At 51.5% G+C, this 13,451-nt stretch carries 13 protein-coding genes; 2 read left to right on the top strand and 11 right to left on the bottom strand.

Annotation, left to right across the window (positions count from 1 at the left end; all coding sequences use genetic code 11):
* Positions 1-37 precede the first annotated feature (37 nt).
* Both H9I35_RS11455 and priA read left to right on the top strand, forming a co-directional pair.
* Positions 38-862, top strand: coding sequence for a uracil-DNA glycosylase (locus tag H9I35_RS11455; protein ID WP_187419490.1), 825 nt, complete (start codon positions 38-40; stop codon positions 860-862).
* Positions 859-2,853 carry a replication restart helicase PriA gene (gene priA, locus H9I35_RS11450; RefSeq protein ID WP_187419489.1) on the top strand — a complete coding sequence of 665 codons (1,995 nt, stop codon included), beginning with the start codon at positions 859-861 and terminating at the stop codon, positions 2,851-2,853. The genes H9I35_RS11455 and priA overlap by 4 nt, the downstream gene beginning before the upstream one ends.
* Before the next feature lie 36 nt (positions 2,854-2,889).
* Here priA and truA read toward each other — a convergent pair whose 3' ends face one another.
* The 11 genes from truA to H9I35_RS11395 form a co-directional block, all read right to left on the bottom strand.
* On the bottom strand, positions 2,890-3,681 hold the full coding sequence (truA, locus tag H9I35_RS11445) for a tRNA pseudouridine(38-40) synthase TruA (protein WP_187419488.1): 792 nt from the start codon (positions 3,679-3,681) through the stop codon (positions 2,890-2,892).
* Between the two features lie 8 nt (positions 3,682-3,689).
* Positions 3,690-4,574 (bottom strand): DUF2225 domain-containing protein, encoded by an 885-nt coding sequence (locus tag H9I35_RS11440; RefSeq protein ID WP_187419487.1) that lies wholly within the window; start codon positions 4,572-4,574, stop codon positions 3,690-3,692.
* A gap of 32 nt (positions 4,575-4,606) precedes the next feature.
* Positions 4,607-4,981, bottom strand: coding sequence for a holo-ACP synthase (gene acpS / locus H9I35_RS11435; protein ID WP_187419486.1), 375 nt, complete (start codon positions 4,979-4,981; stop codon positions 4,607-4,609).
* Positions 4,978-5,955 (bottom strand): CdaR family protein, encoded by a 978-nt coding sequence (locus tag H9I35_RS11430; RefSeq protein ID WP_187419485.1) that lies wholly within the window; start codon positions 5,953-5,955, stop codon positions 4,978-4,980. Before H9I35_RS11430 ends, acpS begins: the two co-directional genes overlap by 4 nt.
* Complete coding sequence (gene cdaA / locus H9I35_RS11425; RefSeq protein WP_016520424.1) at positions 5,933-6,748, bottom strand: diadenylate cyclase CdaA; 816 nt, start codon at positions 6,746-6,748, stop codon at positions 5,933-5,935. Before cdaA ends, H9I35_RS11430 begins: the two co-directional genes overlap by 23 nt.
* A 27-nt stretch (positions 6,749-6,775) precedes the next feature.
* Positions 6,776-7,594: a dihydropteroate synthase gene (gene folP, locus H9I35_RS11420; RefSeq protein ID WP_187419484.1), complete on the bottom strand. Its 819-nt coding sequence runs from the start codon at positions 7,592-7,594 to the stop codon at positions 6,776-6,778.
* Between the two features lie 13 nt (positions 7,595-7,607).
* Entirely contained in the window at positions 7,608-9,524 is a 1,917-nt protein-coding gene (gene dxs / locus H9I35_RS11415; RefSeq protein ID WP_187420789.1) for a 1-deoxy-D-xylulose-5-phosphate synthase, read from the bottom strand.
* Positions 9,525-9,964: 440 nt separating this feature from the next.
* Positions 9,965-10,159: a DNA-directed RNA polymerase subunit omega gene (locus tag H9I35_RS11410; protein WP_016520428.1), complete on the bottom strand. Its 195-nt coding sequence runs from the start codon at positions 10,157-10,159 to the stop codon at positions 9,965-9,967.
* Positions 10,160-10,273: 114 nt separating this feature from the next.
* On the bottom strand, positions 10,274-11,200 hold the full coding sequence (locus tag H9I35_RS11405; protein WP_187419483.1) for a hypothetical protein: 927 nt from the start codon (positions 11,198-11,200) through the stop codon (positions 10,274-10,276).
* Positions 11,190-11,849 (bottom strand): hypothetical protein, encoded by a 660-nt coding sequence (locus H9I35_RS11400; protein ID WP_187419482.1) that lies wholly within the window; start codon positions 11,847-11,849, stop codon positions 11,190-11,192. Before H9I35_RS11400 ends, H9I35_RS11405 begins: the two co-directional genes overlap by 11 nt.
* A gap of 118 nt (positions 11,850-11,967) precedes the next feature.
* Positions 11,968-13,446 (bottom strand): peptidase U32 family protein, encoded by a 1,479-nt coding sequence (locus H9I35_RS11395; RefSeq protein ID WP_187419481.1) that lies wholly within the window; start codon positions 13,444-13,446, stop codon positions 11,968-11,970.
* Positions 13,447-13,451: the final 5 nt, after the last annotated feature.

The following is a 13,451-nucleotide window of genomic DNA, read 5'->3' as shown; positions in this document are numbered from 1 at the left end:
TGCGTAAAGCACAAGCAATATGCTATGCTTATCTCCTATGCTCGCTCCGGAAAAAAAAGCAGTGTGGAATCTCCTCAAAACGGCCTCTTCATCGCTGTGCGGTTATGTACCCGGCTCTTTTTCTTCGATGCCCGTTTTTTCAGACGATGCGGAACCTGCGACAAATGCGGAAGCATCCGGTCGGACGGCGCACGCTTCCGCATCAGGCGGACGCGCGGACAATTTTACAAACGAAGCGAAAAGTAATCCCGCACCCGCCGAATCGGGGCGGAGCGGCATCACGCTCGAAGACGTCGCACAAAAAGTCGCCTCGTGTTCGCGATGCGCGCTTTCGAAAAAGAGGACGCACACCGTGCCGGGTATGGGCGTTCTCCATCCTGCCGTTCTCGTCATCGGCGAAGGACCGGGAGCGGAAGAAGATGCGCAGGGGCTTCCCTTTGTCGGGCCTGCGGGAAAGCTCCTCGACAAAATGCTCGAAGCGATTTCCCTTTCACGCGACACGAACTGCTACATCGCGAATATCGTAAAATGCCGCCCGCCTAACAACAGGACACCGCTCCCCGAAGAAGCGGACGCGTGCATTTCCTTTCTCGAAGCACAAATTCACATACTCAAGCCGAACCTCATCCTCGCAGCGGGCAGAACGGCCGCTCAAAATTTATTAAAAACGACGGAAGCGCTCTCTCATCTTCGAGGCACTTTCCGCGATTACAACGGCATACCGCTCCTCGTCACCTATCATCCGAGCGCCCTGCTTAGGGATGTGTCGTTAAAGCGGCCGGCGTGGGAGGATTTAAAACTTTTCCGCGCGGAGCTTTTGCGCCTCGTCCCGGACTACGCAAAAGATTTTATTAAAAAATGATATATCTCGACGTCGTTTTAAACGTGCCGATAAACCGATCGTTTACCTATTCGTATACGCCCGACGAAAAAGAAAAAGCTGAAATCGGAAAGAGAGTCGAAGTACCTTTCGGAAACAGAAAGCTTACGGGCTTTATCACGGATATCTGCGACACGGCACCCGCCGGTGTGCCGGAAGAAAAAATCCGCGCCGTGCGGCGTATCGTAGACGACGAGCCGCTTTTGACGAGCGAACTTTTTTCCCTTGCAAAATGGATGGCCGATTACTACCTCTGCCCGCTCGGCGAAATCGTGTCGGCGATGATTCCGTCGGGGAGACGTGAAGCGGGTTCGGGAGGATTTTCCTTTGCCGACGACATCCCCTCAAACGAAGCCCGTTCGCTTTCCGACGAACAGAGGCAGGCGGTTTCGGATATCCTGTCCGCAAAGACAAAACACGCACGATTCCACTACGTGTACGGCTCTACGGGAAGCGGCAAAACGGAAGTGTTTTTGCGCGTCGCCGAAGACGTGCTCGCTCAAAATAAAGGCGTCATCTACCTTGTCCCCGAAATCGGCCTTACGCCGCAAGTGATACGCGCGGTACGCTCCCGTTTCGGAAACACCGCCGCAGTCCTCCATTCAGGTCTTACGCAAAGCCGAAAATTTTCCGAGTGGAAGCGCATTCTCCGAAAAGAAGCGCGCGTCGTCGTCGGAGCGCGGAGCGCGGTATTCGCTCCGGTGCCGGATTTGGGCCTCATCATCATCGATGAAGAACACGATGCTTCCTACAAAAGCGGAACGACACCGCGCTATCACGCACGCCAAGTTGCGATGTACCGCGCATCGCGCAGCGCAATTCCGCTCGTTATGGGAAGCGCGACGCCGTCGGTCGAATCGTGGCACCTCATGAACGAAGGAAGTCTCGTCCGTCACACGCTCACAAAGCGCCTTGCAGGAGGCGCGATGCCCGAAATCACGTGCATCGATTTGACGAAGGAAAAGCCGGACGGATGTCTTTCGCACGCATTGACAAAAGAGATCAGAATAACGCTCAATCTCAAAAAGCAGACGATACTCTTTTTAAATCGGCGCGGCTTTACCCACTTTTTCCGATGCGGCGACTGCGGTTACGAGATGACGTGCAAAAACTGTTCCGTACCGATGACCTACCACAAAAGCGAGCGGCGACTGCGCTGTCATTACTGCGGATGGTCGGTCGAACCGCCGGAATCGTGTCCCGCATGCGGTTCGCTCAATATCGGCTATTCGGGATTCGGCACCGAATACATCGAAGCGGAAACGAAGGCTAAATTCCCGAACGCGAAGATCGTCAGAATCGACACTGATGCTTTGACAAAGCGGGGCGAACTCGAAGAAAAACTTTCGGCTTTCGGGCGCGGAGATTACGACATCATGCTCGGCACGCAGATGATCGCCAAGGGACTCAACTTTCCGAACCTCCGCCTCGTCGGCATCGTGCTTGCCGACACGGGACTGCACGTGCCGGACTTCCGCGCTTCCGAGCGCACCTTTTCGCTTATCACGCAGGTCGCCGGCCGCGCGGGGCGTTTTTTCCCCGACGGAAAAGTGCTCGTACAAACGTACAATCCGTCGAGAGAACCCGTCGCGCTCGCCTGTGCCGGCAATACGGAAAAATTTTACGCGTACGAACTCGGCGAGCGAAAGCTCCTCGGCTTTCCGCCGTTCAGCCGCCTCATCCGCCTCGTCTTCCGCTCCGCCGATAAAAACGCCGCCGAAGAAACCGCCGCGGCGGGTGCAAAACTTCTCTCGGAAGAAGTAAAAAAAATGCGCTTCGAAAGCGCCGTTGAAATACTCGGTCCCGCCGAATGCCCGATTTTAAAAATATCGCAAAATTACCGCTATCACTTGCTGCTTCGAGGAAGCGATATCCGCCCGCTGCAAAAAGCCGCAAGAACACTCCTCTTCGGCTACAGTCATCCACAGACGGTATACATAGAATGCGACGTCGATCCCGTTTCGCTGTTATAAGACGCGAGCGTACGAACGGAACAAGCGTACATCACGCTAGGCGTGCCGCCTCTTTCCGTCGAATTTAACTTCGTGTAAAAACAATCCTTGAGGAGGAGCTGTTATACCGGCCTTCCTCCGATCCTTTTCTTCGATGATTTTTTTAAGCGCATCGTCGGGAGCCCCTTTTTTTTCGAGCTGTAAAAGCGTACCGCAGATCGTGCGCACCATCTTCCACAAAAATGCGTTCGCTTCTATTTCGAATACGACAAGGGAGCCGTAGGGAAAGACTTGCTCGGAAAAAAAACGCGCACTCTCTATATAGCGATTCGTCGAAAGACTTTCGTCCCCCGAAGCGGCAAAAGACGCGCAGTCGAGTTCTCCCGAAAGACATGCGGCAATCTTATTGAGCTTTTGTAAATCGGGCATTCTGAAAAGCGGCCACACATAACGCGCAAGGTGCGCCGGAGGCGTGCCCGACGCGAACATACAATAGCGGTACACCCTGCTCGTCGCGCTGTAGCGAGCGTTGAACTTTTCATCCGCACACGCGGCGCTCATAACGCGCACGTCGCATGGCAGCATATTATTGATTATTAAAGGATATTTTTCGATCGGGATCGAATCGATCGGAGAAAAAAAATTCGCAGCTTGAGAAAGCGCATGTACTCCGCTGTCGGTGCGCCCCGATCCGTAAAGCGTAATATGAGAGCCGTGCAGTTTTTCGAGCGCTTCTTCGAGGACTGCCTGCACCGTGCGCACGCTCTTTCCCGCATCGCTTCCGTCCTGCCGCTGCCATCCGCAAAAATCCGTGCCGTCATAGGAAAGGGTCAATACGATATTCCGCATCGGCTTCTCTAAATATTGTCATCGCGCACTTCAGCCGAAAGTTTATCGTAAAGGTCGCGCGACTTTTCGAGCAGAGGACCCGGTTTGGCTTTCGAAGATTTTCCGAGACCGAAGATGCGCGCGATCGCCGTTTTCGACTGGCTCAATTTTTTGAGGCGGAGCTGCTGATCGTCCGTTTGTCCGTATTTGTATTCGAGCAATCCGCACAGATAGATGACTCCGTCCCAGCCGTAATTTTTATCCATGTCGGGACCGCAGTTTACGAGCATGGAACTTTTTTCAACGCGGTTCATTTCGTTTACGACCGCCTGTTCGTAAAAAAAAGTCGCCTTTTGATAAAACACTTTCGAAATATAATCGTAATTGTGATTGGGACATTTTTCGTTCAATTCTCCGGTAAGCCACGCGAGACGCAGCGCAAGGATCGCACGCTTCATCGTCGGAAGCATTTCGACATTCGCATCCTCATAGGTAAGAAGCGCAAGATAATACATTGCACAGCCGTCGAAGAGTGAGCGCCGGCGATGCAGATCGAAATACGGAAATACGGTGTTTACCGCTTTTCTCCGTTTTTCCGAAGCGGAATACATTCTTTCGACAGCATCTTTATTTTTAATATCTTTAAAATCGGACCACAGCATGGCCGTAAAGCAGTTCGGGCATGCACCGATATCGTAGATAAGCGGGTAAACGCGGCCGTACCGTTTCGACGGTTCGAAGATACGGTGCAGTTCATCGGTGAGTTTTCCGGCTATCATCCTGCCCTGCCCCGAAAGCATGATTTCGCGGTCGAACTCTTTGTTGCACACGGGACACAGACATTTATCTTTCGACCAATACGAAAGCGCGATTTTCTTTTTGTCGGATTCTTTCTTTACACCTTGAATCGTCATATTCCAACCTTTGCACGCATCATACGATAATTCTACACTTCAATGACGACAAATGCAACGGCATATTCTTTTTCATGACTGAGCGATACGGATATCCGTGCGCTCTTTCCGCAGCGCATTTCGACGAGGGCATCCGCGCGGCCTTCGAGATAAAGTTCGGGCTTCCCGTCTTCATTGTGTCCGACATAGATGTCTCCGAGCTGAAAGCCCGCGACGCCGGTTCCGAGCGCTTTCGAAAAAGCTTCTTTGACTGCAAAGCGCGATGCGTAGTGTTCCTGCAGTTTTTGGCGGGAACCGGAAGTTTTTATCTCCCGTTTATTGAAAAAGCGCTCGATCAAATCGGGGTTTTCGACCCATTTCGCAAAGCGGCGCACATCGGCAATATCGGTTCCGATGCCGTAGATCATCGGTTTTCCGCTCCGAGGTCGGCTTTGTCTTCGCTTCGTGCGCTTATCGCAACGCTCACCGTTTCCGCACTTTGATTTTCGATTTGAAAATACGACGGCAGCGTAATATACACGGGCAAATCGTAGGTACCTGTTTTATAGATCGCACTGCAGTCGACGTATACGGCGCCGTCCGAAAGTTCATAATCTTCAAGCGTCGGCACAGTCCCCTTCACGTCGAAACTTATCTTCGGCACTTCTCCCTCGGCTTCAAGCGATTCCGATAAAAACAAGAGACGCACGGGTACATCGGTAAATTTTTTTACAAGCCCTTCTTCGGCAACTTCAATCCGCACCGCATAGGATTTTGCAGGATTGATCGCCAACAGCGAATTGATATTTTGCAGCGACGTTTCAAACGTTTTCGACGCGGCAAGAGAGGTCACGTCGATTGCGGACGTATACACTTGCTTCGTTTCGTCAACCGCTCTGCGAGGCCCCACTATTTCGACCGTCGCAGGTTCCACCGACATTTTCGTAACGGCATAGCCGTGCTGTACTTCGCCCGAAAGAGAAGGCGCGACCGAAACGTATTTCAATGTTTTTTCTTCGAGGCGTATGGACACCGATTCGGGATTCAATTTTATTTCAAAGGGGTCCATGAGCAAAAGCTTCGGCGACAGATGCACGGACACGGGAACCGAAAAACTTCCTTCCTTTTCATACTTCGTCAAATCGATCGTCGCCGAAAAATCGCTTTGCAGCGTTTCCGCGATATTTTCCGCCGTCGAGCGCACCGTTATGCGCACGTATTCGGGATAATCGCTCATCGGATACATACCGCCGTCGGCGACAAGCTTTAACGGAACGGTGTACGTTTTCCTGTCGAGAAGAGAAGTGATATGCACGAGGTACAACCCGAGCGCGAGGCCGAAGCAGATCACTTTTGCCGGCCAATTTTCCATAATCTTTTCAAACAGCCGCTTTACTTTCATCTATCGTATCCTCTACCTGATATGCATCGGGCGTAATTTCAAGAAGGTTTTCGAGAATCTTTGTCAGCTCGGTAATTGTCAAATCGTAGTGCAGCTTAGAATCGTATGCGAGACTTATCGCTCCCGACTCTTCCGATACGACGAGCACGACGGCGTCGGAAACTTCGGAAAGACCGAGAGCCGCACGGTGACGTGTACCGAAAGTTTTTTTAATATCGTACTGTTCGCTCAGCGGCAAAAAGCAGCCGGCCGCGAGGAGCTTTCCGCCGAGCACAAAACACGCACCGTCGTGTAAAGGAGTATCCATACCGAAGATCGTCACGAGCAGGCTCGATGAAAGGTCGGCGTTGAGCTTTGTGCCGGTATTGAGGATATCGTCCATCTTCGTGTGCCGTTCGAATACGACGAGCATGCCGCGTTTTTGCTTCGACAATATCTCCGCCGCGATCAAAACCGAATCGACGTAAGTGTGCTTTGAACGGCTGCCGAAAGCGAACCATCTGCTCTGCCCGAGCTTTAAAAAGAGTTTTCGCATTTCGGGCTGAAACACGATCGCAAAGGCGATGAGAAGCCCCGGCCCCATAACGGTCAATATCCACTGCAGCGTGTCCAAATGCAAAAAAATGGAAGCGGCATAGGCCGCGCCGACGATGACGGCGGCACGGATGATCTGCATACCGTTCGTTTTGACGATGAGTTCGTACGCTTTATACAGGATAAAGGTGAGGATGCCGATGTCGAGGATGAGCCGGATATAATCGTATGCCGCACGCAAACTGTCCAACGCTTTCAATGTAATCCTCCGTTACAATATAAAAACTTAATCGACCAATGCTTTCATCACGCGAAGCGAATCGAGCGCCGCTCCGACATCGTGTACGCGCACGACAGAAGCACCTCGCATGACGGCGATCATATTTGCCGCAATCGTACCGCAGAGCCGCTCTTCGGCGTCTTTCCCCGTCATCTCGCCGATACAGGTTTTCCGCGACAGCGCCATGAGCACGGGATACGTACCCCCGCAAAGCTTTCCGCAATTTTTAATAAGAATGCGGTTCGCTTCGAAATCTTTGCCGAAACCGATTCCCGGATCGACGATGATTTTATTCGGTTCGATGCCTCGTGAAAGAGCATACGAAACGCGCGAAGCAAGATATGCGTCCACTTCCCGAAATACATCGCGGTACGACGTATTGTTTTGCATTATAGCAGGAATCCCGCGTTTGTGCATCAGTATGACGGGGATACCCTTTTCGGCGGCAAAGGACGCGATGTCCTCATCGTCTTCGAGAGCGGAAACGTCGTTTAAGATATCCGCTCCTTCCGAAACGGCCGCTTCGATCACTTCCTTTTTCCGCGTATCGATCGAAATCGCTACGGACGATGCTGAGCGAATTTTTTTGATCACCGGAATGATGCGCCGTATCTCTTCTTCCGCCGACACGTATGCCGCCCCCGGCCTCGTCGATTCTCCGCCTATGTCGATGATGTCGGCTCCTTCATCGATGAGTTTCAGTGCAAGGTTTTCGTTTCCTCTGCTCCCTTCCCAAAACGAATCGGGCGTCGCATTTACGATACCCATGATAAAAGCGGGCATTTCCGTTTTAATAATCCTGTCTTTGAGAAAAAGCGTTTTCATCGGCCGCACCCCTTTAGGCATTTCGGCTTTCGGCAAGACGCAAGGCAGAGCGCGCGATATCTTCACTCGACATGTGCGCATCCCGGCAGATTTCGGACCGAGTTCCCTGCGGATAAAATCTATCTTCAAAGGCTTTTAGGGCGACAAGCCGCATGCCGCGCTTTACCAAGACCCCTTCGAGATACGAAGCTATGCCGCCGGTCAAAACTCCGTCTTCAACGATGACCGCTCCGTCGTAAGAAGAGGCGATGCGCGCAAAATATTCTTCGTCTATCGGCTTAATAAAACGGAGCGCGTAGATATCGGCATATATGCCCTTCATCAAAAGCGATCGCGCCGCAACAAGCGTTTCCGCGTACATTCCGCCCGTACACACAAAGAGCGTTCGGAAGAAAGTTCCCGCTTTTTTTTCTTCGAAATATGCCGTTTGCGAAGGCGCGATATCCGCTGCCGAAACGATGATGCCCCGACCCTCTTCGATCGGAAAAGAAAAAGATGCCGTCTCCGACGGACAGGTAAGCTTCGGGTAGCGGATCACCGTCGCGCCTTCGGAGTCGACTGCAAAAGAAAGGCAGCGCTTTAAATCTTCGGCGCTCGCGGGACAAAGAATGCGAAGATGCGGAATCGGGCGCAAAAGAGCGATATCGAACAAGCCCTGATGCGTCTCCCCGTCTCCCGGAACGGCGCCCGCGCGGTCGAGCATAAAAACGGCGTGAACATCCTGCAGCGCGATATCGTGAATCATCTGGTCGATCGCCCGCTGCATAAAGGTCGAATAGATGCACACGATCGGAACGAGACCGCCCCGCGCGAGAGCGCCCGCAAAAGTGACGGCGTGTTCTTCGGCGATACCGACGTCGAAAAAGCGGTTCGGATAACGGCGCGCAAAAGCGTTCAAGCCGGTGCCCTTTGCCATGGCGGCCGTCACGGCGACGATCTTTTCATTCTTTTCGGCAAGCGAAAGGAGGGCGCCGCTGAACGATTCGGTAAAACTCAATTCATCGAATTTTTCGACCGTGCCGTCTGATATGAGAAAAGGACCGATGCCGTGAAAGCGTTCGGGATTGTCTTCGGCGGGACTGTAGCCCTTGCCCTTTTTCGTTACAACGTGGACGACGACCGGACGCGGAAGTTTTTCCACGCGGCGGAACACCTTTTCAAGCGTTTGTTCGTCGTGACCGTCCAAAGGGCCTACGTATTCGAAACCCAAATCGACAAACAAATTGTTCGTCAAAAACATACCCTTGAGGGCGCGCTTAAAACGGAACGCGAGTTTTTCAAGTTTTTTGTTAAAATACGGCACGCGGTCGATAAAGCGGTCGATTTTATAGCGGACGGTTTGATACTGAGCGGACATCGTCATCCGCGAAAGATAGCGCGAAATGGATCCCGTATTGTGATCGATCGACATCTGATTGTCGTTGAGCACGACGATGAGATTTTTTGCGAGCTGTCCCGCGTGCGACAGCGCTTCGAAAGCCATACCCCCCGTAAGCGCTCCGTCGCCGATAACCGCGACAACCTTTCCGCCTTTGTTTTGAATATCACGGGAAACGAGGAGACCGAGCGCCGAAGAAATCGACGTGGACGCGTGGCCGGCGCTGAAAAAATCGTGCTCGCTTTCGTCTTTCCTCGTAAATCCCGAAAGACCGCCCGAAAGACGGAGCGTACCGAACGAAGCGTAGCGCCCTGTCAGCAATTTGTGCGCGTAGCATTGATGACTCACGTCCCACACGATCGCGTCTTCGGGACTCGAAAACACGCGGTGCAGCGCAATCGTAAGTTCCACGACGCCGAGATTGCTCGCGAGGTGACCGCCGTTTTTGCCGACGACTTCGATAATCGTTTTTCTGATTTCACGTGCGAGAACGGGAAGCTCGGATGACGGAAGTTTTTTAATATCTTGAGGGGAACGTATGCCGGAAAGAATCGTAAAAAACCTCCGTAATTACAAACAAAAAAGACCGCGGCGGTTACACGAACACACGCGGCCTATTCAAAACGTAAGCAAAAATCACTTGCTCTTGTGTCTGTTTTTCCTGAGCATCTTTTTTCGCTTATGTGTCGCCATCTTTTGACGCTTTCTTTTTTTTCCGCAGGGCACAACATTACTCCTTACATCGAATAGTGTTTTCCAGTATCGCAAAATTCGCGCAATCCGTCAAGAGTGTGACGGAATATTATCAAATAAATTTGATCGGCCGACAGGCGATAAAACGTTTTGGAAAAAATACGCTTACATCGAATCGATGCCGCCGATTTCCGCTCCTCCTAAAAAAAAAGAAACCGCTCCGTGCAAACGGCGTTTGCAGCAAAGCAGTCTTTTTTAAGAACTTCAGTGCAAAAAGGATCGGCGGCCGATGTACGGCTTTATTGCCGTTCGATCTTAAACGTCACTTCGTCGTCAAAAAGCTGGCGGGCGGCAAGAGAGACGACTTTACCGTCGTTTTCTTCGATTTCCGGATCTTCGACTTTTGCCAGCTGAAACGCGCGGCGGCTTGCCGCAACGGTAACTTCATAAATATTGTCGCTGTATTTTACAAGTTCTTCAAGCGGAAATACCATATACTACCTCATGCGATATTATAACGACATTATAAGAAAAAGATGCGGCGTTGTAAAGGTCTTTGCCGGAGCTGCAGACCGTCGAAAAAACAAGCGGCTTTCACACGCATCTTTTCACACGCATAAATTTTTCGTCGCTTTTTCGTATATGAACCGCAAGTCTTCTTCCTGCAGCGATGTATAGACGCAATCCGCGCAGGTTCGGCTCCCCCCATCCGCGCGGTATATCTTTGCAGGCACGCAGGTCGCAAAAACGTCGCGCTTGGCTACGGGACCTTTTTTCAGCGAAAAGGACAATTTGAGCGCGTATTCCGCGCCTCGCGAAAGCTGAAAATTTTCATCGGCGCTTCCGAATACGATACGCTCGTGGTCGACATACAGGATGTCGAGCGGTTTTACGCTTCCCGAAAACGATTTTATTTTCGTCTCCCTTTCCGTAAGATAGCGGCATATCGGAATGAGCTGCAAACCGTTGCCCGCGTTTTTTTCTTTTTTCGCTTCGGCGACAAATCGTTCGAGATATGCTTTCGCAGCCTTTTGATTTTCAAGCGCGATCGATGCCCACACGGGACGTGCAAAAAGTTCGCAGCCTTCACAGGGCACGCAGTCGAAATTGACGGTCGCTTTATTACTGCACGAATAGTAGATCGTCGCCGAAAAATCGTAATCGTGTTTCACTTCGGCATCTTTTATGCGGCAAATCGATTCGGGAGCGGCAAAGGCAAGTCCCGATTTTACCGATCGCATTTCCGTGATAAAAAAAAGCCCTACACTGTTAAAATAAAATTCTATTCGCACCCGCTTTCCCGCAAAGCCGATCACCGACTGCGGCGGATTTTTTAATAAAACTATATCACCGCCGCCCGAAGCGAATTGTTCCGATTTAAGCGCGACGGGAAACACGGCGGACGAAGGCGGCTTCACGGTCTCTCCCGATCCGTCTTCTTTTTCCATCGGCGTTACGGTAACGGGAACATTCCCGTCGATCAAATACCGGAGCACAAGCTCGCGCTCTATACCGGTTAAATTATTATTTTCCATCGAACCGCTCCCATTTCCGTATTTCGATATTATTAATTTTATACGTTTCTCCGTCTTTTTCAAAATAGAGCAGCACGTCGACGCTGCCGCCGGAAAAAGCGAAGCGCACGGGAACTTCCGCGCCCGCATCGTCGATAAACGGAGAAGCGCAAAGAGATGAATTAAAAAGCGGCGTTTGCGCATCCGGGAAATCTCGTCCGAAATGCGTTTTCCATCCGCTTTTCAAATCCGACAGAAAAAAAACGTACGAAAATAAATTCTCCGGAGCAAAAGATGCGTCCGCGCTCTCGTTGTGGGAAAGTGCGGAAATAAAAGCGTCGAGCGCATTTTGCAATTCGCGCGATACAAGGGAAGTATCGAGACTTCCCAATCCGCTCACAAAGGGATAGAGCTCTGCCGGCTGAGCAAGCGAAGCGATCACGGATTCGACTTCGAGCTTTACCGAAGAGAGGATGCCGTTCTTTTCTGCAATCGTTTGCGTAAGCCTTTCTTTTTCGATTTCGCGCGTCCACAGCGTATCCGCGTCTTTTGCAGCGGCTTTCGCGCGGAGCGTTTCACCCGGATCGGAGACTATGACGGCTTGATTGTCCGAACACGATGCGGCAAAAAAGAGGATGCCGAACGCAAAAAAAATGAGCGGACGCTTCATAACATAACCATAACACAATATTGTGAAAAAATCCACGTATACGGCGGAAGGTACAAATCGAGCGGCAGAGGGCAAAATGCGCTTCGAGAGAAGACTCAGCGAGCTTTCAAACGCCCGCCTAGCGTTTTGCCTTCCCTGCCCGCTCAGGTACATACGTTTCGTCGCGTATACGTACGAGCGATCCGCTTTCAAGCGGCATCGAACTGTAGAGTACGCAGGGATGTCCGTCGAATGCCCACGAACGAAGCGCGCCCGTTTCGGGATCGATAAGGAGCCACCGGCCCGTTTCCGCTTTTCGAAGCGCGCATCCGGGCGAAATGATTTCAAGCGTATCGGCCGTATCGATTTTATTAAAAGGAGTAAACTCATACATACGCCAGCCGTCTTTTTTTTCGGCTGCGGCCGGTATTTTTTCAGGATGATTTTTCAAATCGCGTTCGCGCACAAAGCGCGCTTCGTTACACAGGGCTGCAAGCGATTTTTGAAAGCCGCACACCGTTTCTTTTCCGCGCAAAAAGATCGCGCTTTGCTCCGCTTCGCTCAGCTCTTTTCCGATTTCCGCCGCAAGCGCATAGGGACTGCCGGACGCGCCGCTTGTCGTCACGTCAGCGTCTTCGCGGCTGTAGTAAAATCCCGTCGTCGATTCCCGATGCGGCACATTGTCGAGCTCCGCGATAAAAGGAGCAGCCTCTTCGGGAGCAATTTTGCCGTCGAGCGCGTCGAGCGCTTTGCGGTACGCCCTCGTTACGAGCGCAACGTAATACACGCTTTTCATCCGCCCTTCGATTTTTATCGCGTCGATACCCGCATCTTTCATATCCGAAAGTTTATCGATCATATTGAGATCTTTACTCGAAAGAACTGCAGTGAAATTATCGCCTTCAAAAATCGGAAAATATTCACCTGATCTTTTTTCTTCCGAAAGCCGCAATACGCCCGATGAGGCGAGGCGCTTTGCGGCATCCGCATCTAAAAACCGATTTTCGTCCGCGCTCACGTTGAAATTCCAGCGGCACGTGTGAGAGCAAAAACCGCTCTGCGCGCTCCTGCCTGTAAGATATGCGCTCATAAGACAGCGACCGGAATAGGCGATGCACATGGCGCCGTGACAAAAGGCTTCAAGCTCCATATCGGGAACGGCGTCTTTAATTTCTCGGATTTCTTTAAGCGAAGCTTCCCGTCCGAGCACGATGCGTTTAAATCCGAGCCGCTGATAAAACAAAGCAGCGGAAGCGTTGATACAGCTCGCCTGCGTGCTCAAGTGAAGCGCCGCATCGGGGAACTCTTTTTGCAAAATCGGCACGATGCCCAAATCCTGCACGATAAAGGCATCGATCGGATAGCGCTTAAAATAATCGATATTGTTTTGAAAGGAAGCGATGTCTTCGTTATGAAAGGCGATATTGAGCGCGCAGTAGAGTTTTTTTCCGGGAAAACTTTTTTTAAGCTCACATACTCGCTCGTATTCGTCGTCGTAAAAATTGTCGGCTTTGACGCGGAGCGAAAAATGCTTGAGACCGATGTACGCTGCGTCCGCTCCGTACGCGTATGCACAGTATAATTTTTTTACATTGCCTGCAGGCGAAAGAAGTTCCATCGCAA

Origin of the sequence: Treponema sp. Marseille-Q4132, assembly GCF_014334835.1 — a bacterium.
Classification (GTDB): Bacteria; Spirochaetota; Spirochaetia; order Treponematales; family Treponemataceae; genus Treponema_D; species Treponema_D paredis.
The sequence above is the reverse complement of the archived record's forward strand: the minus strand, read 5'-3'. Positions and strand labels throughout refer to the sequence as shown.